The organism is Streptomyces guryensis (assembly GCF_021261325.1).
Taxonomy (GTDB): Bacteria; Actinomycetota; Actinomycetes; order Streptomycetales; family Streptomycetaceae; genus Streptomyces; species Streptomyces guryensis.
In genome coordinates this window covers 243,897-267,611 of sequence record NZ_JAJSBI010000012.1, presented here as the reverse complement: position 1 = coordinate 267,611, position 23,715 = coordinate 243,897, and the positions used below count along the sequence as shown (strand labels likewise).

The following is a 23,715-nucleotide window of genomic DNA, read 5'->3' as shown; positions in this document are numbered from 1 at the left end:
GGCACGCACTACGGTCGGGGAACGGCCTGAGAGATGTCTGTGGGCTGCCTCAAGCGGTCAGGCGGGCGATCGCCTCGTCCACCGTGAGCTCCTCGCGCTCGCCGGTCTTCCGGTCCTTGAGCTCCAGGACACCTTCGTCGGAGCGGCGGCCGGCCACCAGGATCTTCGGTACGCCGATGAGTTCGGCGTCCGTGAACTTGACGCCCGGGGAGACTCCGGCCCGGTCGTCGACCAGGACGCGCAGGCCGGCCGCCCGCAGCTTCTCGGAGACGTCGAGGGCCAGTTCGATCTGCAGGGCCTTGCCCGCGGCAACGACGTGCACATCGGCCGGGGCGACCTCGGCGGGCCAGCACAGGCCCTGCTCGTCGGCGGTCTGCTCGGCGAGGGCCGCGACCGCGCGGGAGACGCCGATGCCGTAGGAGCCCATGGTGACGCGGACCGGCTTGCCGTTCTGGCCGAGGACGTCGAGCTTCAGCGCGTCCGCGTACTTGCGGCCGAGCTGGAAGATGTGGCCGATCTCGATGGCGCGGTCCAGCTTGAGGCCGGTGCCGCACTTGGGGCACGGGTCGCCTTCCTGGACGACCACGACGTCGACGTACTGGTCGACCTCGAAGTCACGGCCCGCCACGACGTTCCTGGCATGCGTGCCCGCCTTGTTGGCGCCGGTGATCCAGGCCGTGCCGGGGGCCACGCGCGGGTCGGCGATGTACTTGACCTTCTCGCCCAGGCCCTGCGGGCCGACGTAGCCGCGGACCAGGTCGGGGCGGCCCGCGAAGTCCGCCTCGGTGACCATCTCGACGGTCCCCGGCGCGAAGTGCGCCTCGACCTTGCCCATGTCGACCTCGCGGTCACCGGGGACACCGACGGCGACGATCTCGCCGTCGACCTTCACGAGGAGGTTCTTCAGGGTGGCGGAGGCCGGGACCTCCAGGAAGGCCGCGAGGGTCTCGATGGTCGGGGTGTCGGGGGTCGGGATCTCCTCCAGCGCGGGCACGCCTGCCGCGTCCACCGGCTTGAGCTCGTAGGTGATCGCCTCGGTGTTGGCCGCGAAGTCGCAGTTCGGACAGTCCGCGAAGGTGTCCTCGCCGGCCTCGGCCGGGGCGAGGAACTCCTCCGACTTGGAGCCGCCCATCGCACCCGCGGTCGCGGCGCAGATGCGGTAGTCGAGGCCGAGGCGCTCGAAGACGCGCTGGTAGGCCTGGCGGTGCAGGGCGTAGGACTGGGCCAGGCCCTCGTCCTCGGTGTCGAAGGAGTACGAGTCCTTCATCAGGAACTCGCGGCCGCGCAGGATGCCGGCCCGCGGACGGGCCTCGTCACGGTACTTGTGCTGGATCTGGTAGAGGATCACCGGCAGGTCCTTGTAGGAGGACGCCTGGTCCTTCACCAGGAGGGTGAAGATCTCCTCGTGGGTCGGGCCGAGGAGGTAGTCGCCGCCCTTGCGGTCCTGGAGGCGGAAGAGTTCGGCGCCGTACTCGTCCCAGCGGCCGGTCGCGTCGTACGGCTCCCGCGGCAGCAGGGCGGGGAGCAGCACCTCCTGGGCGCCGATCGCGTCCATCTCCTCACGGACGATCCGCTCCACGTTGGCGAGGACCTTCTTGCCGAGGGGCAGCCACGACCAGATGCCGGCCGCCGTGCGGCGCACATAGCCGGCGCGGACGAGCAGCTTGTGGCTGAGGACCTCGGCGTCCGCCGGGTCGTCACGCAGCGTCTTCGCCATCAACTGGGACATCCGCTGGACCGGTGCGTTCGCCATGGTTCTCGTACTCCTGCTGCGTGAGGGTGATGGCAAGGAGGTTAGCCGGGGGGCCGGTGCCGGTGGAAATCCGTTAACGACGCCGCAGGGGCAGGGGGGCGCCCATCACGGCGTACGGCTTCGGGGCGCTCGGGAACAGGACCTGGCGGGCGAGGTCCTCGTAGCCGAGGGAGTGGTAGAGGCCGCGGGCCGGGCTGTCCGCGTCGATCGCCGACAGGATCGAGCGGGGCTCGGCGGCGCCGTCGGTGATGGTCGTGATCAGGGAGCGGCCGATGCCGAGGTTCTGGTGGCGGGGGTGGACATGCAGCTCGGTGATCACGAAGGAGTTGTCGAGCCAGCCGTCGTGCCCCCGCGCGCGGAGGTACGGCTCGACGACGGTGGACCACCAGTGGGTGCGGTCGTTCGGCATGCCGTAGACGAAGCCGACGAGGCGGCCTTCCACGGTGGCGCCGAATGCGCGGGCTCCGGGGTACGTCATGTGCCGCAGGACGATCTGCCGCCGTACGGCGACCTCGTCGGCGCCGAGTCCGAAGGCCACGGCCTGCACGGCGAGCGCCTCGTCGACCCGGGCGGACAGGTCGAGCGGGCCGATCACGACGTCTTCGGGATGGCGGTGTCCGTGACCGGGAAAGCGCAGCATGCCGGGGAGACTACAGGTCTCGTACGAGGGTCAGAACAGCACTGTGAACCGCGGCCGGCAGTCCGGAAGTGCGCCGCGAAGTGCGGCTAGAAGAGAACGCTCATGAAAGCGCCGACCTCCTGGAACCCCACCCTCTGGTACGCCCTTCGCGCCGGGGTGTTGAAGTCGTTGACGTAGAGGCTGACGATCGGGGCCACGTCCGCCAGCGCGTAGCGCAGGACTGCGGCCATGCCCGGGGCGGCGACCCCTCTCCCCCGGTACTCGGGGGCCACCCACACCCCCTGGATCTGGCAGGCATGGGGGGTGGCCGCGCCGATCTCCGCCTTGAAGACGACCTTGCCGTGCTCGTCGAGGCGGGCGAACGAGCGGCCGGAGCCGACGAGTTCGGCGACCCGGGCCTGGTAGAGCAACCCGCCGTCCCCCGCGAGCGGCGAGACGCCGACCTCCTCGGTGAACATGGCCACGCACGCCGGCATGATCGTCTCCATCTCGTCCTTGCGGATGCGACGGACGTACGGGTCCGGGGCGATGCCGTCGGGCATGCGGTCGGTGACCATGAGCGGCTGGTGGCCGCGGACCTCGCGGGCGGGGCCCCAGCTGGGTTCGAGCAGGCGCCAGAGCAGGGTGGTGGCCTCGACGGGGCCGACTATCGACGAGCAGCGGCGGCCGGCCCTGCGCGCGCGGTCGGCGAAGGCGCGTACGGCGCGCGGGCCGGCGCAGATCGGGACCAGGTTGGCGCCCGCGTAGCACAGGGAGGTCAGCATGCCCTCCTCGTAGAAGCCCCACATCTCGCCGCCGAGCCGCCACGGGTCGAGGCCGGCGACCTGCACCCGTGACGTCACGAAGGCGTTCGCGACCGGCTCGCGGTCGAGGACGGCGAGCGCGGCGTCCAGGTCGCTCGGTTCGAGCACCCGTGAGGTGGTCTGGGTCAACACGTGCGGGGCCTCACCCTGAGGTTCTGCTGATCTCCGCACTGTACCTGCGGAAGCTGGGCGGTGCCGCCCCGGTTGGCCTACTGTCCGTTGGCCGGTGGCCCTTGGCCGCTGTGCCGTCACTGGGGGCTGCCGCACCCCCGGACCGCCGCGGTCGGCCTGGACGGCCTCGTCCTTCAAACACCGGACGGGCTGAAGAATGCCGACCGGCGCTCGAAGAGCGCCCTCGGCGCGAAGTCCCGTCCACCGGACGTCCCGCCGGCCTGACGTTCCCCTCGGTCCGAGGTTCCAGTCAGCCCGAAGCCCTCTCGCACCGAAGGCCCCTCAGCCCGCGGTTTCCGTCGGCCGTAGCCTCTTTCGGCCCCAAGCTCCCTCAGCACGAGATCCCGCTTCGCCCGAGACCTCTTCGGCGCGAGATCCCCGACGAGACGAAGGGCCCGCCCGCGGAAATCCCGTCGGCCCGAAGCCCGTCGGCGCAAGATCCCACGCAGCCCGAAGCCCTCTCACGCCGGAGGCCGGGCCCCCTGAGGCCGAAGGGCCCGGACCGAAGCCTCTTCCAGCCCGGAACTCCCCCATCCCGAGATCCACCTCGGCCCGACGTTTCCCCGGACCGAAGGTCCCCTCAGGCCAAAAGCACCCCTCAGGCCGAGGCTTCCTCAGCCCGCCACCGAAACCGACGGCTCGCCCGAGGGGGTGCCGTCCGCTTCCATCTGTTCGGCCAGCTTCATGGCCTCTTCGATGAGGGTCTCCACGATCTTCGACTCGGGGACCGTCTTGATGACCTCGCCCTTGACGAAGATCTGGCCCTTGCCGTTGCCGGAGGCGACGCCGAGGTCGGCCTCACGGGCCTCACCGGGGCCGTTGACGACGCAGCCCATGACGGCTACCCGCAACGGGACCTCCATACCGGTCAGGCCCGCCGTGACCTCCTCGGCCAGCTTGTACACGTCGACCTGGGCCCGCCCGCAGGACGGGCAGGAGACGATCTCCAGGCCGCGCTGCCTGAGGTTCAGCGACTCCAGGATCTGGTTGCCGACCTTGACCTCCTCGACCGGCGGGGCCGAGAGGGAGACACGGATCGTGTCGCCGATGCCCTGGGAGAGCAGCGCGCCGAAGGCGACCGCCGACTTGATCGTGCCCTGGAAGGCGGGGCCGGCCTCCGTCACACCGAGGTGCAGGGGGTAGTCGCACTGGGCGGCGAGCTGCTTGTACGCCTCGATCATCACGACCGGGTCGTTGTGCTTGACCGAGATCTTGATGTCCCGGAAGTCGTGCTCCTCGAAGAGCGACGCCTCCCACAGGGCCGATTCGACCAGAGCCTCCGGAGTCGCCTTGCCGTACTTCTGGAGCAGACGCCGGTCGAGGGAACCCGCGTTGACGCCGATACGGATCGGGGTGCCGTGGTCCTTGGCGGCCCGCGCGATCTCCTTGACCTTGTCGTCGAACTGCTTGATGTTGCCCGGGTTGACGCGGACCGCGGCGCAGCCCGCCTCGATGGCCGCGAACACGTACTTCGGCTGGAAATGGATGTCCGCGATCACCGGGATCTGCGACTTGCGGGCGATCGTGGCGAGCGCGTCCGCGTCGTCCTGCGTGGGACACGCCACCCGCACGATCTGACAGCCGGACGCGGTCAGCTCCGCGATCTGCTGCAGGGTCGCACCGATGTCGGACGTACGGGTCGTGGTCATCGACTGCACGGACACGGGCGCGTCACCGCCGACCGCCACGGATCCGACCTGGATCTGCCTGCTCTGCCGACGCTCGGCAACCCTGGTCGGAACGGACGGCATGCCGAGAGAAATCGCGGTCATCTGCTGTGCAACCCCAAGTCGTGGATCAAGGTCCGGTCCCGGAACAGCGGGCTCCAGGCTTCGAGATTACGGCACGTGCGCAGGCCCGGGCACATCACCGACGTAAACCCACCCAATGGAAGGCGGCCTGGCACAGAGCGTGCCGGGCCGCCACAAACTCCACGTGACCAGTTGATTTTGGCTAGGTGATTTTCACGGGGTTGACGACGTCCGCCACCAGGACCAAAAGGGTAAAGCAGACAAAAACGCCCGCCACCACGTACGCCACCGGCATCAGCTTCGCCACGTCGAACGGGCCCGGGTCCGGCCGTCGCAGCACCCTCGCCAGGTTGCGGCGCAGGGACTCCCACAGGGCGCCCGCGATGTGCCCGCCGTCGAGCGGGAGCAGCGGCAGCATGTTGAAGAGGAACAGGGAGAGGTTGAAGCCGGCGATCAGCATCAGGGCCGTGGCCAGCTGCTGGGTCGGCGGGATGTCCAGGGTGAAGATCTCGCCGCCGACGCGGGCCGCGCCGACCACGCCCATCGGGGAGTCGGGCTGGCGGGGGGCGCCGTCGAAGGCCGCGTTCCACAGGGCGGGGATCTTGCCGGGCAGGTCGGCGATGGAGCCGACGGCCTCGCCGAGCCGGTCGCCCATCCAGGACACGGACTCGCCGAAGTCCTGGCGGACGACGCCGTTGGCGGCACTGAAGCCGAGGAAGCCGGCGGTGACGTACTTGCCCGGGACGACGTGGCCGGTGGAGTCCTTCTTCGCGACCTGGTTGGTGGCGATCTTCGCGTGCAGGGTCGTCTCCTGGCCCTTGCGGTCGACGACGATCGCCACGTCCTTGCCGGGGGTGGCGCGGATGAGGTCGGAGAGCTTGTTCCAGTCGTCGGTCCGCACCCCGTTGAAGGACACGATCTTGTCGCCGGCCTTGAGGCCCGCCGCGGCGGCCGGGGAGGCGGCGTCGGACTTCGTGCACTTGTCGCGGTTCTCGCTCTGGGCGATGACGCACTGCGAGACGGAGCTGACGGTGGTGGTCTGCTGGGTGATGCCGAAGCCCATCAGGACCGTGAGGAACAGCGCCACGGCCAGGATCAGGTTCATGAAGGGGCCCGCGAACATCACGATGACCCGCTTCCAGGGGGCGCGGGTGTAGAAGAGGCGGTTCTCGTCCCCGGGACGGAGTTCCTCGAAGGCGGCCGAGCGGGCGTCCTCGATCATGCCGCGCCAGGGCGAGGTGGAGCGCGCGGTGATCCGGCCGTCCTCGCCGGGCGGGAACATTCCGATCATGCGGATGTAGCCGCCGAGGGGGACGGCCTTGAAGCCGTACTCCGTCTCGCCCTTCTTCCGCGACCACAGGGTCGGGCCGAAGCCCACCATGTACTGCGGCACACGGATGCCGAAGAGCTTGGCGGTGGACAGATGCCCCAGCTCGTGCCACGCGATCGAGACCAGCAGACCGACCACGAAGATCACTATGCCGAGGATCATCATCAGGGATGTCATGCACGCGCCTCCGCGGCAGAAGTCGTCTGCGCCGTCAGTTCCCGGGCCCGGGCTCGTGCCCAGGTCTCCGCTTCGAGGACGTCCGGCACGGTGAGTGAAGTTCCCGTGGGCGGGGTGCCGTGTTCCTCGACCACCCTGGTCACGGTCTCCATGATCCCGTTGAACGGCAGTGCGCCACTGCGGAACGCCTCCACGCACTCCTCGTTGGCCGCATTGAACACCGCCGGGGCGGTGCCCGCGAGCGCGCCCACCTGCCGGGCCAGGTTCACCGACGGGAACGCGTCATTGTCGAGCGGGAAGAACTCCCACGTCGACGCCGTGCTCCAGTCGAAGGCAGGCGCGGCGTCCGGGACGCGCTCGGGCCAGCCCAGGCCGATGGCGATGGGCCCGCGCATGTCGGGGGGCGTCGCCTGGGCGATCGTCGATCCGTCCGTGAACTCAATCATCGAGTGGACATACGACTGGGGATGCACGACGACCTCAATGCGGTCGAAGGGAATGTCGTACAGCAAGTGTGCCTCGATGACCTCAAGGCCCTTGTTGACCAGAGTCGCCGAGTTGATCGTGATCACCGGGCCCATGGCCCAGGTGGGGTGGGCGAGGGCGTCCTGGACTGTGACGTTCGCCAGCTCGGCCTTGGTACGGCCGCGGAAGGGACCGCCGGACGCGGTGACGACGAGTTTGCGTACGTCCGCGCGCGTGCCGGCCGCCAGCGCCTGGAAGAGGGCCGCGTGCTCGGAGTCGACCGGAATGATCTGCCCCGGCTTGGCGAGCGCCTTGACCAGCGGGCCGCCGACGATGAGCGACTCCTTGTTGGCGAGCGCGAGGGTGCGGCCCGCCTCCAGGGCGGCGAGGGTCGGGGCGAGGCCGATGGAGCCGGTGATGCCGTTGAGAACGGTGTGGCAGTCGGTGCCGGCGAGCTGCGTGGCCGCCTCGGGCCCGGCGAGGATCTCCGGGAGCGGCTCCCCGGCGCCGTACTGCTCGGTGAGCGCCTCGCGCAGTGCGGGTACGGCGTCCTCACGGGCGACCGCGACGGTCCGTACCCGGAGCCGGTGAGCCTGCTCGGCGAGGAGGGCGATCCGGCCGCCGTTGGCGGAGAGTCCGGTGACCCGGAAGCGGTCGGGGTTGCGCAGCACGAGGTCGATGGCCTGGGTGCCGATCGACCCGGTGGAGCCGAGGATCACCACGTCCTTCGGGCCGGTTCCCGCCACGGGGTCGTAGACGAGATGAGGGTCGGCGAGTTGGGCTGGACTGTCGCTCATCCCTCCATTGTTGCCGAGCCGGAGCGCCGGGAGGACAGTGCGTCGCTCGGGTGGGTGGCTTGTCGCTCTCTGCGCGGGTTGAAGCGGGATCCCCCCTTGTGAAACCGGCGTGAAGATCACGCGCCGGAGGGATCCCTTCAGGGGCCGGGTGCGGTCAGCGGATGGGGCGGTGCAGGTTCTCCTTCGCCGAGGCTCCGGGGTCCGCTGCGGCGATCCACGGCCCCTCGCCCGACGGGTCGACGATGCCGTCCTCCAGCCACTCGTAGGTGCCCGACATGATGCCCTTGACCAGCTTGCGGTCGACGGCGTCGGTGTTGGTCCACAGGCGGTCGAAGAGTTCTTCGACGCGGATGCGGGACTGGCGGCAGAAGACGTCGGCGAGCTGGTAGGCCTCGCGGCCGTGCTCGCCCTGGCTGCGCAGGAGTTCGGCCCGTACGCAGGCCGCGCTCATCGCGAACAGTTCCGCGCCGATGTCGACGATACGGCCGAGGAAGCCCTGCTTGGTCTCCATCTTTCCCTGCCAGCGGGACATGGCGTAGAAGGTGGAGCGGGCCAGTTTGCGGGCGTGCCGTTCGACGTAGCGCAGGTGCGGGGAGAGGTCGACGCCGTGTTTGAACTGGCCGTAGGAGACGGGGAGTTGGCCCGGTCCCGCGACCAGTTTGGGGAGCCACTTGGCGTAGAAGACGCCCGCGTTGGCGCCCGCCTTGGCCTTGTCCTGGAGGGACTTCTCGGGGTCGATGAGGTCGCCTGCCACGGACAGGTGGGCGTCGACGGCCTCGCGCGCGATCAGCAGGTGCATGATCTCGGTCGAGCCCTCGAAGATGCGGTTGATGCGCAGGTCCCGCAGGACCTGTTCGGCCGGGACCGCCTTCTCGCCGCGGGCGGCCAGGGAGGCCGCCGTCTCGAAGCCGCGGCCGCCGCGGATCTGGACGAGTTCGTCGGCGATGAGCCAGGCCATCTCCGAGGAGAAGAGTTTGGCCAGGGCACCCTCGATGCGGATGTCGTTGCGGTCCTCGTCGGCCATCTGCGAGGAGAGGTCGAGTACGGCCTCCAGGGCGAAGGTGGTCGCCGCGATGAAGGAGATCTTCGCCCCGACCGCCTCGTGGTGGGCGATCGGCTTGCCCCACTGCTCGCGGGCCGCCGACCACTCCCGGGCGATCTTCAGGCACCACTTGCCGGCGGCGACGCAGGAGGCGGGGAGGGAGAGGCGTCCGGTGTTGAGCGTGGTCAGGGCGATCTTCAGGCCGGCGCCCTCCGGGCCGATCCGGTTGGCCGCCGGGACGCGGACCTGGTGGAACCGGGTGACGCCGTTCTCGATGCCGCGCAGGCCCATGAAGGCGTTGCGGTTCTCGACGGTGATGCCCGGCGAGTTGGTCTCCACGACGAAGGCGGTGATACCGCCCTTGTGGCCCTCGCTCTTCGGGACGCGGGCCATCACCACCAGGAGGTCGGCGACCACGCCGTTGGTGGTCCACAGCTTCACCCCGTCGAGGACGTAGTCGTCCCCGTCCGGCACCGCGCTGGTCGCGAGGCGGGCCGGGTCGGAGCCGACGTCCGGCTCGGTGAGCAGGAAGGCGCTGATGTCGGTGCGGGCGCAGCGGGGCAGGAACTGCTCCTTCTGCTCCTGCGTGCCGAACAGCTTGAGCGGCTGGGGTACGCCGATCGACTGGTGCGCCGACAGCAGTACGCCGATCGCCGGGCTGGCCGAGCCCGCCAGCGCGAGCGCCTTGTTGTAGTACACCTGGGTGAGGCCCAGGCCGCCGTACTTGGTGTCGATCTTCATGCCGAGGGCGCCGAGCTCCTTGAGCCCGTTGATCACCTCGTCGGGGATCCGGGCCTCACGCTCGATCACCGCGCCGTCGACCTTCGTCTCGCAGAAGTCGCGGAGCTTGGTGAGGAACTGCTCGCCGCGCTGCACGTTCTCGGTGGACGGGGTGGGGTGCGGGTGGATGAGGTCGAGGCGGAAGCGGCCGAGGAAGAGTTCCTTGGCGAAGCTCGGCTTGCGCCAGTCCTGTTCACGGGCCGCCTCCGCCACCTGGCGGGCCTCGCGTTCGGTGACGGTGGGGCGTCGGGAAGAGGGTGCGGGTGCTGCGGACATCAGGGCCACCTCGCCGCGAATCGGGATCTTGGTCCAGTTTGGTTACCGACGGGTGCTACCCGATCGTATGTACCCGATTCGGGGCGAGGTCACCACCCTTCGCGCAGCCGTTCAGCCGATTCAGCCGATGTCGACGGAGTTCGACCTGGTGACCGGACGGCCCGTGCCCTTGAAGACCTCGGTGCCGGACGCGATGCCGGAGACGTGTTTGTCGTTGCCGAGGAGCTTGCGCCGTACGAGTGCCTGGGTGAAACGTCCTGTCCGTCTCGCCCGCCTGCGCGACGGCGACGCGGCGGCGGCCGCGAGGGCGACCGCGGAGGTCAGGAAGGTCTTCCTCTTCTTGGACGGGCGCGGTCTGCGGTGTTGCATCGGGGGGCCCTTCCGAGGGACGGTTCGGGTACGACCTCTCAGTGGCCGCCGACGGCCGGACAGGTCGCCGCGCTCCCGGAAACGACCTCCGGCAGAAGAAAGCTGTCGAAGCGCTTCGACATCCTATGGACACCCCACCCTCGCTAGAGCTAGTGTCGAACCACCCCCACCCGCCCCTGTTCGCAATGCGCACTGTCGAAGCGCTTCACACGCTTGGAGAGCTGGATGGTCACCCTCGCCGAGGTCGCCCAGCACGCCGGAGTCTCGGCGAGCACGGTGAGCTATGTCCTCAGCGGCAAGCGGTCCATCTCCACGATCACCCGGCAGCGGGTCGAGCAGTCCATCCGCGAACTCGGCTACCACCCGAACGCGGGCGCGCGGGCCCTGGCCAGCAGCAGGTCGAACATCATCGCGCTGATGGTCCCGCTGCGCACCGACATGTACGTACCGGTGATGATGGAGATCGCCATCGCGGTCGCCACCACGGCCCGGACGCACGGGTACGACGTCCTGCTGCTGACCGGCGAGGAGGGCCCCGACGCGGTGCGCCGGGTCACCGGCAGCGGGCTCGCCGACGCGATGATCCTGATGGACGTCGAACTCGACGACGAGCGGCTGCCGTTGCTGCGCGGCACCGACCAGCCGTCGGTGCTCATCGGCCTCCCCGCCGACACGACCGGACTGACCTGTGTCGACCTCGACTTCAAGGCGACCGGCGCGCTGTGCGTGGAGCACCTCGCGATGCTCGGCCACCGCGACATCGCTGTCATAGGAGAGGCCCCCGCCGTCTACGAGCGGCACACGGGCTTCGCCGAGCGCACCCTCGACGGACTGCGGTCGCGCGCCCAGGAGCTGGGCGTACGGCTGCTGCACCGGCCGTGCGAGGGCGGGTACGACGCCATGGCCGTGACCCTCGCCCGCATTCTCGACGAGCGGCCCGGCACCACCGGCTTCGTCGTGCAGAACGAGTCGGCGGTCGAGCCGCTGCTCGCCCTGCTCCGCCAGCAGGGCCGTGCCGTGCCCGAGGACGTGTCGGTGGTCGCGGTCTGCCCGGACCAGGTCGCCATGCAGGCCTCGGTGCGGCTGACGTCCGTCGCCATCCCGGCGCAGGAGATGGGCCGGCACGCCGTGGAGCGTCTGGTCGCCAAGCTCGACGGCCGGGGTGCGGACGAAGTCGTGCTGATCGCACCGGAGTTGGCGGTGCGGGCGAGCACGGGCCCGGCACCCTCCGGTACTTCCTGATCCCGCTCTTCCGTGCGTGCCCTCCGCGGCACCCTCATGTCTTTCGGGAGCACCCTTCGTGAACCAGTCTGCCGAAAACCAGCCACAGGCCGGGGCCCAGCCCCAGGTCGGTCTCGCCCAGTCGTCACCCACCGTGGGCACCTTCCGGGAGCGGGACGGCGCGCTGGAGTGGAGCGGCCGTCAGGAGACCCTCCGCATCGAGCCGTGGGGTCCGGACGCGGTCCGGGTGCGGGCCAGGCTCGGCGGCCCGATCCTGGAGGGCCTGCCGGGCGCCCTGCTCGACATGGCGCCGGCCACCGAGAGCAGCGTCAAGATCGGTGACGGGGAAGGGCAGTTGACCGTCGGCGCCCTCACCGTGGAGGTGAGCGCCGAGGGCCTGATCCGCTTCCTGCGCACCGACGACGGCCGCGAGGTGCTGGCCGAGGAACGCGCCCACTTCTGGTGGCCGGGCTCCCGCCTCTACACCGCCGTCGGCAACGGCCACCACCGCCTGGAGCAGCGGTTCGCCGCCTACGACGACGAGAAGCTGTACGGCCTCGGCCAGCACCAGCACGGCCGCCTCGACCAGAAGGGCCTGGTCCTCGACCTGGTCCAGCGCAACGCCGAGGTCGGCATCCCGGTGCTCTCCTCCAGCCGCGGCTACACCCTGCTGTGGAACAACCCGGCGATCGGCCGCGTGGAGCTGGCACACAACGGCACCCGCTGGGTGGCCGACTCCGCCCGCCAGATCGACTACTGGATCACCGCGGGCACCCCGGCCGACGGCCAGCGCCGCTACAGCGCGGTCACCGGCCGGACACCGATGCTGCCTCAGTGGGCGGCCGGCTTCTGGCAGTGCAAGCTGCGCTACCGCACCCAGGACGAACTGCTCGCGGTGGCAAGGGAGTACAAGCGCCGGGGGCTGCCCATCTCGGCCATCGTGTGCGACTTCTTCCACTGGACGCACCTGGGCGAGTGGAAGTTCGACCCCGCCGAGTGGCCGGACCCCGCGGCGATGGTGCGCGAACTGGCGGAGCTCGGCATCAAGCTGGTGGTGAGCGTGTGGCCGTCCGTGTCGCCGCTGAGCGAGAACCACCCGGTGATGGAGCAGCGCGGCTACTTCATCGGCACCCAGTACGGCCCGATGGCGCACGCCGACTGGCCCGACAAACAGGTCGCCTCCACCGTTCAGGTCGCCTTCTACGACGCCACCAACCCGGAGGCCCGTGAGTTCGTGTGGTCGCGGGTGAAGGAGAACTACCTGGAGCCGTACGGCATCACGGCCTTCTGGCTGGACGCCTGCGAGCCGGAGCTGAAGCCGGGCTTCCAGGAGAACCTGCGCTACTGGGCGGGCCCCGGCCTGGAGGTGGGCAACAGCTACCCCGCCGAGAACTCCCGCACCTTCTACGAGGGTCTGCGCGCCGAGGGCGAGGAGGTCGTCACCCTCAACCGCTCGGCCTGGGCGGGCAGTCAGCGCTACGGCGCCGCCCTGTGGTCCGGCGACATCGGCACCGACTTCCCGACCCTGCGCCGCCAGATCGCGGCCGGCCTCAACACGGCCCTCTCGGGCATCCCCTGGTGGAACACCGACATCGGCGGCTTCCACGGGGGTGACCCGGACGACCCGGCGTACCGCGAGGTCATGGTGCGGTGGTTCCAGTTCGGGGCCCTGTCTCCCCTGATGCGGCTGCACGGGTTCCGTGACCCGGGGATGCCGCTGGGGCCGGAGATGACCGGCGGGCCGAACGAGGTGTGGTCCTACGGCGAGGAGGCCGGGGCGATCCTGGAGCGGTACCTGCGGCTGCGGGAGCGGCTGACGCCGTACGTCCTGGAGGTCATGCGGGAGGCGCATGAGGAGGGGCTGCCGGTGATGCGGCCGCTGTTCCTGGAGTTCCCGGAGGATCAGACGGCCTGGGCCGTGGATGACGCGTATCTGTTCGGGCGGGATCTGTTGGTTGCGCCGGTGCTCACGGCTGGCGCCAGCGCCCGGACTGTCCATCTTCCGGCGGGGGCCACGTGGACGGATGCGTGGACGGGAGAGACCTATGAGGGGGGTGCGGCCGTGACTGTTGACGCACCGTTGGAGCGGATTCCGTTGTTCCTGCGGGACGGGGCGCAGTTGCCTATTGCTTCGTAGGAACTGCCGCTTCAGGTCCATGGTCGACTGCTGCTTCGTCGTGGCTTGTCGCGCCCACGCGGCGGAGCCGCAAATCGATACAGCCCCGCGCCCCTGGAAGGGGCGCGGGGAACAGCACGGCCGATTGCCCCGCCTGCTCAGCTCCTGCAGACGGACTCCAGGGAACGGACCAGGGCCTTGGTGTGGAGCAGGTCCGGGTGTTTTTCGTGGTGGACCTCGATCACCGCCACTGTGAGTTCGGGGCGGCACGTCAGGGCCGTGCGCTCCGGTGTCGTGTCTGCGACTGCCTGGACCAGGTCCGTGTTGATGCGGTTGATGGTCTGGCGGACCACGTTCAGGTCGGGCTTGGTCGTCGGGGCCTGTTCGGGGTGGGCGGTCCAGCGGGCGTAGAGGGCGCGCTGGACGACCTTGTTGGCCTCGATCTGGTCGCGGAAGATGCGGCGGACCTCGTCGGGGTCGGCCCCGATCCGCTGCGCCTGTGCGGCGACGGTGTCGAGGACCACCTGCTCGCGGGCGGGGTCGTCGATAGGGCTGTCGGTGCCCCATTTGGCCGCGGCCACCAGGTCCGCGGTGGCGAGGCGTTCGGCGGCGAGGGACGCCACCGGGTGCAAGGGGGAGGACCAGGGAGAGGCGGGTGCCGCTGCCGCGGTGCCCGGTATGGCGAGCACTGCGGCAGCGGCCGCCAGCGTGGTGCGGAGGGGGGTGAGGATCTGCATGGGTCCATGAAACCTCACCCGGACCGCATCAACATCAACTGCTGCTGACGCTCTCGCTGTTGACGGTGAAGTTCAGGCCACCGGACGATGACGTGATCTCGAAGCCGAACTGCAGGTCCCCGATGGTCACGTTGCCGAACCAGCCCTTGCTGTCCTTGATCCACTTCAGGATCGGCAGAATGTCGACCGTGCCGGAGGTCGAGTTGGAGCTGCGGACGAACGAGAACACGTCGTTGGAGCCGTTGTTGCCCTTGTAGACGGTCCAGGAGTGACCGCCCAGCGTGACGTTGCCCTGCGAGGTGCCGAGCGGGCCGACGGCGCCGGTCTTGTTCATCCAGAGCATGATCTCGTACTTGTGGTTGGTGTCCCAGATGTCGTACGCCGTCTCGTACGCGCCGGACGACGGGACGGAGACGTTGTAGCTGCTGGAGAGCGAACCGAGCGAGGTGATCGACTTGTTGATCACCTTGTCGGCGTTCGGGTAGGACTTGATGCCGCCGGTGTTGGGGTGGTTGGCCCAGACGCCCCAGTTGGTGCCGGAGTTGGCCCAGATGCACTGGCTGCCGGCGCCGGAGCCCCAGATGTTGTTGTAGAGCGTGTAGCCGTTCAGGTTCGTGCTGCCGTACTGGGCGCAGGAGTTCCAGACGGCGGCGGAGGCGGGGGCGGAGGCGAGACCGACGACGGCGCCGACGGCCATCGCCGGGGCCAGCACCATTGTGGTGATCTTGCTCCGGGTGCTCTTTGCCATGGTGTCCCTTCCATGGGTGGGGGGAAGTGCGGGGGTGGTTACCACGCCCCCAGATGCAGGACGTGGTCTTCCCCGGCGACGAGGTCGAGCGGTTCGGCGCCGGAGGAAGTCCTCAGTTCGACCCGGTGGGTGCGTGTGGGGCGCAGCACCGCGGTCACTTCGGTGGGGTTCCAGGTGAGGTCGAGCTCCGCCCCGAACCGGGTGCGGATGCCGCGGAGTTCGCCCGCGGTGCAGCCCGTGGGGAGCGCCGGCAGCAGCACCAGCCGATCCGGTGTGGACTGCACGAGCATCTCGATCAGGACGGCGGGCAGGGTGTGGGCCGCGTCCGCGTTGTAGACGTTCCGGTCGGGGTAGTGCGCGCTCATCAGCGAGTCGTGGAAGAAGTCGCTCTTGAGCACCTGGCCGAGGGCGTGCGCGACCCGTTCGCCGTCGCGCAGGCGGGCGGCGACGAGGGCGTGGTGGAGGTGCCCGTGGGCCGAGTCGTTCTCGGAGCCCCGGAGTTCCAGGGCCCTGTGGGCGGCTTTGGCGAGGTCGGGGGTGTCGTAGGGGGTGATCTCGTCGAGCGGCCAGACGCCGTAGAGGTGGCTGAGGTGGCGGTGGTCGTAGGTGTCGTCGAGGCCGGGCCACGCCCATTCGGCGAGCGCGCCGTCGGCGTTGGTCCGGTGGGGCGGGAGCCGGTCGGCGAGGGCGTGCCAGTCCGCCGCCTTCTCGGGGTGGTACGCGGCGGCCGTGCGCAGGGCGTGCCGGGCGGCCGAGAGGTCCATGGCCGCGTTGATCGCGCCCCAACCGGCGTTCGCGGGGCGGTTCTCCGGTGAGTAGGAGGGCACGACGACGAGTTGGCTGTCCTCGTCGGTGCGCCGCAGGAAGTCCTCGTAGAACCGGGCGACCTCGGCGAGGGCGTGCGCGGTGCGCGGGTCCCGTTCGCCGCGGATCTCGTCGTGGTCGACGAGGGGCTTGAGCAGCCAGTCGGCTCCCGCGGTCCACAGGTGCAACGGGTACTCACGGCTGAAGTGGTACGTCAGCCCTGACTCACCGTCGGAGTGCGCCGGGGCCACGGCACCCCGGGCGCCGAAGATCTCCCGGGCGTTGTCCTGCCAGTCCGGAATCTGACGATGGATCAGTGAGGCCAGGGCTTCGGTGACTTCGGGGAGGGCCGCGCAGGCCGCCGAGGCCGTCTGGAGGTTGACGTTGGCGTCGTTGGTGAACGCTCCCGACCAGGCGGTGTCCCAGTCGCCGGTCCACAGGCCGGTCAGGCGGGGCGGGTTGAGACCGCTGGCGGAGAGCAGGTGGTAGCGGCCGGCGGCGAAGAGGCGTTCCAAAAGAGCCGGGCTGTCGGGTCTGCGGAGCAACTCCGAACCGGGCAGGGCGCGTTCGGCGCGGTCCGCGCCGAGGTCCAGGGTCACGCGCCGGTAGGCGGTGCCGTGCAGCTCGGTGTGGCGGGCGAGGAGGTGGGCGTACGGGTCGCCGTGGTCGTCGGGCAGCAGCTCTCCCAGGGACCTGGCCTCGGCGAGGACGTCCGGCTCGCCGGTGTTCCGCAGCACTCGGGTCAGCAGCAGGACGGAGTCCGCACCGGTGACGCGGAGTCCGGGGGGTGTGAGGGTCGTACGACCGCCCGTGACCGCGACAAGGGTGACTCCGGTGTAGGCGCGGTCACTGCCGGGGTGGCGGGCCCGCAGAGTGAGCAGGGCGCCCTCGGCGGTGAGGACGGCGCCGTGGCCGACGGCCAGCTGGTGGGGTGCTCCCGGGAGTCGGTGGTCGAGGGAGACGTCCAGGTCGGGGGTGGTGACCTGGTGGACGATGACGTCGTCGGCGCGGGAGACGAAGACGCGGCTGAGACGGTCCTCGGACTCCGACCGCACGACGCCGGTGGTGAAGTCGACGGAGCGGCGGTGGGCGGTGCCATCGGCGGGGGCCGTCCCTCGCAGCCGGATCTCGAAGGCGGGGTGGAAGGGCTGCACCCACTGCAAGGGGCGCCCGTCCGTGAAACGTTCGGCGGCGTCGGGCTCTCCCGCGAGCAACCGGTCCTGGAGCGCGGGGAGTCGGGCGGCGAGGCGGGGCGGACGGGCGGTTTCGGCGCCGTTGGGGCGGACCAGGGCGTGGTGGGTGACGACGATCCGCTCGTCCTGCGGGTCGCCGAACAGCAGGGTGCCGTGGCGGCCGTTGCCGCTCAGGAAGCCGTCCTCCCAGCGCGTGGCCGGTGCGGGCTCCCAGGTGCCGTGGACGGGGCCGTCGTTCATCGTTCGAGTACCACCACTCCATGGCGGCCCAGCGTCACCCGGTCCGTGCCGGCCTCGCCCGTCAGCAGGTCGCGGTGTGCGCCGGGCACCTCGACGGTCACCGACTCGCGGCCGTGGTTGAGGAGGAAGAGCAGGTCACCGCGGCGGACCGCCTCGACCCGGTCGGGCAGCCCGGCGAGGGCGGGCCGCACTCCGGCGTCGTGGGCGACACGGGCCAGGAGCTCGCGCAGGGCGTCCGGTTCCGGGAGCGTCGAGAGGTACCAGGCGCGGCCCCTGCGGAGTACGGCCGGGAGTCCGCCGAGCTCGCCGCCCTTGTAGGCGGCCTCCGTGGTGGCGTCCTCGGTCTTGTCGATCTCCTCGGACCACAACGTGCCCCGGAAACCGCCTGGTGAGCCCTCGCACTCGGCGTGCTCGCCCGCGTCGAGGGGCCACCACTCGTGCAGGGTGCGGATGCCGAACAGCTCGCGCAGCCGGGCGTCCATGCCGCCGGGGCGTACCCGGTCGTCCTCGTCGGCAATGCCGGTGAGGAACCCGGAGACGAGGGTGCCGCCCTGGCGGACGTAGGCGAGGAGGTTGTCGATCGCCGCGTCGGTGAGGGCGTAGAGCTGGGGGACGACGACCACCTTGTAGGCGGTGAGGTCGTGGTCGGGGTGGGCGAAGCCGGTGGTGAGGTGGGCCTCCCAGAGGGCGCGGTGCCAGGCCTTGAGCACGTCCGGGTAGTCGACCTCGCTGGAGAGCCGGCCGTCCTGGACGCCGGCCCACCAGGACTGCCAGTCGTGCAGGATCGCGATGTCGTTGTCGGTGTGACTGCCCGTCACCTTTTCGGACAGCACGCGGAGTTCGGCGCCGAGCTGCTTGATCTCCTGATGGACGCGGCCCTCCTCCCCCGCGTGGTCGACCATCCCGGCGTGGAACTTCTCCGCGCCCTGCCGAGACTGGCGCCACTGGAAGTAGCAGACGGCGTCGGCGCCGCGCGCGACGGCCTGGAGGGACCAGAGCCGGTTCAGACCGCGGGGCTTGGGGTGGTTCACGCCCCGCCAGTTGACCGGTCCCGCGGCCTGCTCCATGAGCATCCAGGGCCCGCGCGCCTGCGAGCGGGTCATGTCCTGGACGAGGGCGCCCTGTTGGGCGCCAAGGGGATCACGGGGGTCGGGATAGATGTCGACGGAGACGACGTCCTCCTCCTCGGCCCAGCGCCAGGCGTCCTGCCCGAACCACAGCGGCATGAAGTTGGTGGTCACGGGGAGGTGCGGGGTGGCCCGGCGGACGATGTCCCGCTCCGCGAGGTAGCACTCCAGGAGCATGTCGGAGGTGAAGCGGCGGAAGTCGAGGACCTGGGTGGGGTTCTTCATGTAGTGGGCGTGGCGAGGGGTGTGCACCTCGGCGAAGTCGCCGTAGCCCTGGCTCCAGAAGGCGGTGCCCCAGGCGGAGTTGAGAGCGTCGAGGCTGCCGTATCGCCGCTGGAGCCAGATCCTGAACCGGTCGGCGGCCCGCTCGCTCCAGTCGAAGGTGCAGTACTCGTTGTTGATGTGCCACATGGTGAGGGCAGGGTGGCCGCCGTACCGGGCGGCCAGGTCCTCGGTGATGGCGGCGGCGAACCGCCGGTAGGTGGCGCTGGAGTGCGAGAAGTGCTGGCGGCCGCCCCAGTGCTCGGTCCGGCCGTCCTGGTCGACGGGGAGGGTGTCGGGGTACAGGTGGCCCATCCAGGGCGGTGGTGAGGAGGTCGGGGTGGCGAGGACCACACCGATGCCGTTCGCGTGCATGAGGTCCATCAGCCGGTCCAGCCAGCCGAAGTTCCGCTCCCCGGGCCGGGGTTCGAGGGTCGACCAGGAGAAGACGCCGAGCGTGACGGAGTTGACGCCGGCGGCCTTCATCAGGCGGACGTCCTCCAGCCATGTGTCCTCCGGCCACTGCTCGGGGTTGTAGTCGCCGCCGTAGAGGATGCGGCCTTTCGTCGCCGTGCTCAGGTCGGGCATCAGACGGGCTCTCCGTACTGGATGCCCCGCCCGTTGGTGGCGATGTAGACCCGGCCGTACACCCGCGGGTCGGCGGCGATGGCGGCGCCGATGTAGCCCCACTGGTGCTGGTCGTCGTTGACGCGCACCCAGCTCTTCGCGCCGTCGTCGGAGCGGTACACGGCGGTGATCGCCTCCGAGGCGCCGACGTGGTAGACCGCCGGGTAGTCGGCGCCGTCGGCGGCCCTGCCGAAGGCGAGGGTGTACGAGGCCCGGCAGCTGGTGAGCTTGGTGAAGGTCGCGCCGCCGTCGGTGGACCGGTACAGGCCGTTGACCTTGGTGCTCAGCCACAGGTCGCCGGACCGGGCCGGGGCCGCGGCCAGCCGGAACTCGGCGTCACCGGAGGGCAGTCCGCTCGCGCGGCCGGTGAAGGTGAGGCCGCCGTCGGTGCTGGCGAACAGGGTTCCCGTGCCGGTGTCGTACGCGTAGAAGCGCGACGGGTCGGCCGGGTCTGCGACCGGGGTGGCGCCCGCGGGGAAGCCGGCGGCCTCCGACCAGGTCGTTCCGTTGTCCGCGGAGCGCTGGGCGGGGTTCTTGGTGCCGTTGCTGTCCCCGAAGGCCCACAGCAGCACGCTGCCGTCGCTGTTGGTGGCGATCGGGCCCGGTGCGGTCCTGGCCGCGTCGGGCTGGGCCGCGAAGGGCGCCCAGGACTTGCCGCCGTCGTTCGAGAAGGCCCCGTTGATCGTGTTTCCGAAGCCCGAGCGGACGACGTACGACGGCCTCGCGGCGGCCAGGGCGATTCCCGTCGCGTTCCAGAAGACGGGGTTGGTCGCCATGCCGCGCGAGGGCGACGCCGTGAGCCGCTCGTGGTACATCACACCGACGTCCCCGTTGCCGCTGATCAGGTGTGCCTCACCGGTCGGAGGCGAGATCAGCTGCCGTACGGAGGTCTCCTCCAGACCGCGGATCTGCGGGGCCCAGTGCCTGAGGTCCCGGGTGCCGTAGATGGTGGCGCCGGTGCCGTAGACGATGTGCTCGGAGTCGTACGGGTCCAGGGCCAGGGCCTGCATCCACCAGCCGAACTTGGGCTTGTCGGCGCCGAAGGCGAGGAACGGGGTCTCGGAGATGTCGAGGACCGCGGAGTCCTTCAGGGAGGTCCAGGTACGGCCGCCGTTCGTGGACCGGAAGACGGTGTCGATCTCCGTCCAGCGGTCGTTGGTGGAGACGACGACGGTGCCGGGGCGGCGGGCGTCGACGGACACCCCGCCGTAGCCGAAGGTGTCGGCGGTGCCGTCGCTCGCGGTCCCGCCGGGCTTCACTGGCGTGACGTCGGTCCACCTGCCCCTGGCCGTGGCCAGCTTGTGCACGCTGCCGTCGGTCTGCCCGTTGGGCCCGGGCGCGTCGGCGTAGGTGACGTACAGCTCTCGGGTGTGGCAGTCGTACGAGGCCCGGATCGGCACCTTGGCGCTCGTGCCGGAAGGCTGCGCGGGCACGGCTTCCCAGGTGGTGCCGTCCGAGGTGCGGAACAGGTTGGCGGTGGTCCCGTCGGAGTCGCCCCAGCCGGCGTAGAGGGTCCGCCCGGCGGCGACGAGCAAGGTGACACCCTGGCCGCCGCTGCTCGGGACGCCCGGGAAGCCGCTCGCGACGGACCAGGTGGCGCCCCGGTCCGTGGACTTGAGCAACCCGTCGTGTCTGGTGCCGAGCCACAGGGTGCCGCTGTCCCGGGGATCGACGAGCAGCCGCTCCCCGGCCCCCCGGCCGTCCTCGTTGCCGCCCAGCTTCACCCCCAGATCCGCACGCGTCCAGGTCGCCCCGCGGTCGTCGGACCGCAGTACGGCCCCGTTACCGGCCCAGGGCTGTGTGTAGGTGCCGACGGCGAGGTAGACGCGGCCCGGGTGGGCGGGATCGAGGGCGATCGCCTCGACGCCGAGCAGGTTCCAGTCGTCCCACCCGAGATGATCGATCAGAGGCGTCCAGCGGGCAGCACGGTCGTCCCACCGGTAAGCACCACCGATGTCGGTTCGGGAGTAGGCGAGACCCCGGACGGAGGGGTGGAAGAGAATGCCGGTGACGAACCCGGTACCGCCGATGACGGCGTTGCGCCAGCGGTAGGCGGGGGCGGCGGCTTCGCGCTCCGCGGCTTGCGCGGGCCCTGGAAGAAACGGTACGGCGGAGACCGCGGCAGCAGCTGCAACACCGCCAAGAACGGCCCGACGGGACGCGAACATGACACACCTCGTTCTGGAGACGCCTTGTTTTTGAGGGGTACGGGGCTGTATCGATGTGCGGCTCCGCCGCGTCGACGCGACCAGCCACACGAGGCCCGCACCCGCCACACAGCGGAACAGAGCCCACTCGGTGGGCCCCCGGTCACCCCTTGATCGCGCCGGTCAGCATGCCCTTCTTGAAATGCCGCTGCACGAACGGCGACAGCACGGCGACCGGCAGCAGGGCCATCACCATGACCGCCATCTGAATGGCCAGCCCCGACAACTGCCCGGTCCTGATGGCCTGTCCCAGCCCCACCGGCTGCTGCTGCCTCTGCACGAGCTGGATCATGACGTTCTGCAACGGCATCTTGTCCTGGTCGTTCAGATAGAGCGACGCGTTGAACCAGGCGCTCCAGTACCCGACGGCGTAGAACAGCGTGATCACCGCGAGGACGGCCCGCGACAGCGGCATGACGATCGTCCACAGGATCCGGAAGTCCCCGGCCCCGTCGATGCGCGCGCTGTCGATGAGTTCCGGCGAGATCTCCGTGAAGAACCCGCGCAGCACGAGGATGTTGAAGACGCTGATCGCGCTGGGAAGGATCAGCGCGAGATACGTGTCCGTCAGCCCGAGCGACTGCACGAGCAGATACGTCGGGATGAGGCCGGCGCTGAAGAACATGGTCGCCAGCAGCGTCATCAGGATCCAGCGGTGCGCGAGCGATCCGCTGCGGGACAGACCGTAGGCGCACAGGACGGACACCGTCATCGAGAACAGTGTGCCGACCAGGGTGATGAGGATGCTGATGACCGTGGCCCGGGTGACCTGGCCGCCGCTGAGCAACTCCTTGTAGGCGATGAAGGTGAGGTCCTTGGGCACGATCACCAGCCCGCCCGCCTCGTCGATCGCCTTGCGGGAGGAGAGACTGGTGACGATCACGATCCACAGTGGGAAGAGGACCGCCAGGCAGGCGAAGGTCAGGACCAGACCCTTGCTGGCGAGGCCGGCCTTCGAGGGCTCCTCCTCCCACGCCGGGCGCTCGGGGGCGGCCCACCGGAACGGCTTGCTCGCGGGTTTGTCGACGACGGTGGTCACTTCTTGTAAACCCCCTGCTCGCCCAAGAGATGGGCCACCTTGTTCGCGGCGAGGACGAGGCCGATGCTGACCACGCCCTTGATCAGACCGGCGGCGGCCGCGTAGCCGAAGTCCTGGTTGTGCACGCCGTTCCACCACACGAAGGTGTCGAGGACCTCTCCGGCGTCCGGCCCCACGGCGTCACGTTGCAGCAGGATCTGTTCGAACCCGACGGTGAGGGCGTCACCGACGCGCAGCACGAGGAGCAGGGCCACCACCGGGCGCAGGGCGGGCAGCGTGACGTGCCACATGCGGCGCCAGCGGCCGGCGCCGTCCATCGCGGCCGCTTCGTAGAGGTCCTGGGAGACCGAGGCCAGCGCGGCGAGGAAGACGATGATCCCCCACCCGGCGTCCTTCCACACGCTCTGCGCGGTGACCAGCAAGGGGAAGGTGTGGGGGTCGGTCATGATGTCGATGCCGTTGTACCCGTGCTGGCGCAGCAGTTGGGCGAGCATGCCCGCGCCGCCGAACATCTGCTGGAAGACGGCGATGACCAGCACCCAGGAGAAGAAGTGCGGCAGGTAGAGCACGGCCTGTGCGACCGCCCGCACCCGGGGCCGGACCACGCTGTTGATGAGCAGCGCGAGCAGGATCGGGATCGGGAAGAACAGCAGCAGCTGGACGAAGAACAGCACGAACGTGTTCTGGACGGCGTTCCAGAAGGCGGAGTCCCCGAAGATCTCCTGGAAGTTCGCCAGGCCCACGAAGGGGCTGTGCAGCATGGCGACGATGCCGTTGTCGCTGACGTAGGGGTCGTAGTCCTGGAAGGCGACCACATTGCCCAGGATCGGCAGGTAGTTGAAGACCAGGACCAGCACGATGGCCGGCAACGTCATGAGGAGCAGGGTGCGGTCTCGTCTGAACCTGAGCCGGAAGCCCAGCTTGCCCGGACCGCGTCGGGCCTCCCGGGCGCCGGTGACGTCGTCGGACGCCACCGGGCTCTCCACCGTCGTGCCGGCCTCGGCGCTGGTCCGAGGCACCGTGCTGTGGGACACAGCTGTT

The 23,715-nt window shown here is 70.0% G+C and carries 17 protein-coding genes; 2 read left to right on the top strand and 15 right to left on the bottom strand.

Translation table 11 applies throughout. The features are described from left to right. Positions 1–49 precede the first annotated feature (49 nt). From LJ657_RS24825 to LJ657_RS24790, 8 genes are all read right to left on the bottom strand, one after another. Positions 50–1,753 carry a proline--tRNA ligase gene (locus LJ657_RS24825; protein WP_232650947.1) on the bottom strand — a complete coding sequence of 568 codons (1,704 nt, stop codon included), beginning with the start codon at positions 1,751–1,753 and terminating at the stop codon, positions 50–52. A 73-nt stretch (positions 1,754–1,826) separates the two neighbouring features. Beyond that, positions 1,827–2,393, bottom strand: coding sequence for a GNAT family N-acetyltransferase (locus LJ657_RS24820; protein WP_232650946.1), 567 nt, complete (start codon positions 2,391–2,393; stop codon positions 1,827–1,829). Positions 2,394–2,479: 86 nt separating this feature from the next. Beyond that, the gene (locus tag LJ657_RS24815; RefSeq protein WP_232650945.1) at positions 2,480–3,328 is read right to left on the bottom strand and encodes a GNAT family N-acetyltransferase; all 849 of its coding nucleotides are present in this window, start codon (positions 3,326–3,328) and stop codon (positions 2,480–2,482) included. A gap of 653 nt (positions 3,329–3,981) precedes the next feature. Next, the gene (ispG, locus tag LJ657_RS24810; protein ID WP_232650944.1) at positions 3,982–5,139 is read right to left on the bottom strand and encodes a flavodoxin-dependent (E)-4-hydroxy-3-methylbut-2-enyl-diphosphate synthase; all 1,158 of its coding nucleotides are present in this window, start codon (positions 5,137–5,139) and stop codon (positions 3,982–3,984) included. 181 nt (positions 5,140–5,320) lie between these two features. Beyond that, the gene (locus LJ657_RS24805; protein ID WP_505016521.1) at positions 5,321–6,625 is read right to left on the bottom strand and encodes a M50 family metallopeptidase; all 1,305 of its coding nucleotides are present in this window, start codon (positions 6,623–6,625) and stop codon (positions 5,321–5,323) included. Continuing rightward, entirely contained in the window at positions 6,622–7,887 is a 1,266-nt protein-coding gene (dxr, locus tag LJ657_RS24800) for a 1-deoxy-D-xylulose-5-phosphate reductoisomerase (protein WP_232650943.1), read from the bottom strand. The genes LJ657_RS24805 and dxr overlap by 4 nt, the downstream gene beginning before the upstream one ends. A 154-nt stretch (positions 7,888–8,041) precedes the next feature. Further along, positions 8,042–9,985 carry an acyl-CoA dehydrogenase family protein gene (locus tag LJ657_RS24795; protein WP_232650942.1) on the bottom strand — a complete coding sequence of 648 codons (1,944 nt, stop codon included), beginning with the start codon at positions 9,983–9,985 and terminating at the stop codon, positions 8,042–8,044. 120 nt (positions 9,986–10,105) lie between these two features. Further along, positions 10,106–10,354 carry a hypothetical protein gene (locus LJ657_RS24790; protein WP_232650941.1) on the bottom strand — a complete coding sequence of 83 codons (249 nt, stop codon included), beginning with the start codon at positions 10,352–10,354 and terminating at the stop codon, positions 10,106–10,108. Positions 10,355–10,579: 225 nt separating this feature from the next. On the opposite strand from LJ657_RS24790, the gene LJ657_RS24785 reads away from it, so the two are divergent. Beyond that, on the top strand, positions 10,580–11,596 hold the full coding sequence (locus LJ657_RS24785) for a LacI family DNA-binding transcriptional regulator (protein WP_232650940.1): 1,017 nt from the start codon (positions 10,580–10,582) through the stop codon (positions 11,594–11,596). Positions 11,597–11,654: 58 nt separating this feature from the next. Then, positions 11,655–13,712 (top strand): glycoside hydrolase family 31 protein, encoded by a 2,058-nt coding sequence (locus tag LJ657_RS24780; RefSeq protein WP_232650939.1) that lies wholly within the window; start codon positions 11,655–11,657, stop codon positions 13,710–13,712. Between the two features lie 137 nt (positions 13,713–13,849). On the opposite strand, the gene LJ657_RS24775 is transcribed toward LJ657_RS24780, so the two are convergent. The 7 genes from LJ657_RS24775 to LJ657_RS24745 all read right to left on the bottom strand — a co-directional run bounded on the left by LJ657_RS24775 (position 13,850) and on the right by LJ657_RS24745 (position 23,708). Continuing rightward, the gene (locus LJ657_RS24775; protein WP_232650938.1) at positions 13,850–14,428 is read right to left on the bottom strand and encodes a chorismate mutase; all 579 of its coding nucleotides are present in this window, start codon (positions 14,426–14,428) and stop codon (positions 13,850–13,852) included. Positions 14,429–14,462: 34 nt separating this feature from the next. Beyond that, positions 14,463–15,176 carry a glycoside hydrolase family 12 protein gene (locus LJ657_RS24770; protein ID WP_232650937.1) on the bottom strand — a complete coding sequence of 238 codons (714 nt, stop codon included), beginning with the start codon at positions 15,174–15,176 and terminating at the stop codon, positions 14,463–14,465. 38 nt (positions 15,177–15,214) lie between these two features. Beyond that, positions 15,215–17,413: a glycosyl hydrolase family 95 catalytic domain-containing protein gene (locus LJ657_RS24765; protein ID WP_232650936.1), complete on the bottom strand. Its 2,199-nt coding sequence runs from the start codon at positions 17,411–17,413 to the stop codon at positions 15,215–15,217. Further along, on the bottom strand, positions 17,410–19,389 hold the full coding sequence (locus LJ657_RS24760) for a beta-galactosidase (RefSeq protein ID WP_232650935.1): 1,980 nt from the start codon (positions 19,387–19,389) through the stop codon (positions 17,410–17,412). The genes LJ657_RS24765 and LJ657_RS24760 overlap by 4 nt, the downstream gene beginning before the upstream one ends. After that, on the bottom strand, positions 19,389–21,596 hold the full coding sequence (locus LJ657_RS24755; protein ID WP_232650934.1) for a sialidase family protein: 2,208 nt from the start codon (positions 21,594–21,596) through the stop codon (positions 19,389–19,391). The genes LJ657_RS24760 and LJ657_RS24755 overlap by 1 nt, the downstream gene beginning before the upstream one ends. 142 nt (positions 21,597–21,738) lie before the next feature. Beyond that, positions 21,739–22,674, bottom strand: a complete 936-nt coding sequence (locus LJ657_RS24750) for a carbohydrate ABC transporter permease (protein WP_232650933.1) — start codon at positions 22,672–22,674, stop codon at positions 21,739–21,741. After that, entirely contained in the window at positions 22,671–23,708 is a 1,038-nt protein-coding gene (locus tag LJ657_RS24745) for an ABC transporter permease (protein WP_232650932.1), read from the bottom strand. The genes LJ657_RS24750 and LJ657_RS24745 overlap by 4 nt, the downstream gene beginning before the upstream one ends. Between the last annotated feature and the right edge of the window lie 7 nt (positions 23,709–23,715).

What these genes read in the sequence shown, in the direction of transcription:
- LJ657_RS24775 (WP_232650938.1), bottom strand. Translation starts at nt 14,428, where the DNA reads ATGCAGATCCTCACCCCCCTCCGCACCACGCTGGCGGCCGCTGCCGCA.
- LJ657_RS24770 (WP_232650937.1), bottom strand. Translation starts at nt 15,176, where the DNA reads ATGGCAAAGAGCACCCGGAGCAAGATCACCACAATGGTGCTGGCCCCG.
- LJ657_RS24785 (WP_232650940.1), top strand. Translation starts at nt 10,580, where the DNA reads ATGGTCACCCTCGCCGAGGTCGCCCAGCACGCCGGAGTCTCGGCGAGC.
- ispG (WP_232650944.1), bottom strand. Translation starts at nt 5,139, where the DNA reads ATGACCGCGATTTCTCTCGGCATGCCGTCCGTTCCGACCAGGGTTGCC.
- LJ657_RS24825 (WP_232650947.1), bottom strand. Translation starts at nt 1,753, where the DNA reads ATGGCGAACGCACCGGTCCAGCGGATGTCCCAGTTGATGGCGAAGACG.
- LJ657_RS24805 (WP_505016521.1), bottom strand. Translation starts at nt 6,625, where the DNA reads ATGACATCCCTGATGATGATCCTCGGCATAGTGATCTTCGTGGTCGGT.
- LJ657_RS24760 (WP_232650935.1), bottom strand. Translation starts at nt 19,389, where the DNA reads ATGCCCGACCTGAGCACGGCGACGAAAGGCCGCATCCTCTACGGCGGC.
- LJ657_RS24820 (WP_232650946.1), bottom strand. Translation starts at nt 2,393, where the DNA reads ATGCTGCGCTTTCCCGGTCACGGACACCGCCATCCCGAAGACGTCGTG.
- LJ657_RS24790 (WP_232650941.1), bottom strand. Translation starts at nt 10,354, where the DNA reads ATGCAACACCGCAGACCGCGCCCGTCCAAGAAGAGGAAGACCTTCCTG.
- dxr (WP_232650943.1), bottom strand. Translation starts at nt 7,887, where the DNA reads ATGAGCGACAGTCCAGCCCAACTCGCCGACCCTCATCTCGTCTACGAC.
- LJ657_RS24765 (WP_232650936.1), bottom strand. Translation starts at nt 17,413, where the DNA reads ATGAACGACGGCCCCGTCCACGGCACCTGGGAGCCCGCACCGGCCACG.
- LJ657_RS24795 (WP_232650942.1), bottom strand. Translation starts at nt 9,985, where the DNA reads ATGTCCGCAGCACCCGCACCCTCTTCCCGACGCCCCACCGTCACCGAA.
- LJ657_RS24755 (WP_232650934.1), bottom strand. Translation starts at nt 21,596, where the DNA reads ATGTTCGCGTCCCGTCGGGCCGTTCTTGGCGGTGTTGCAGCTGCTGCC.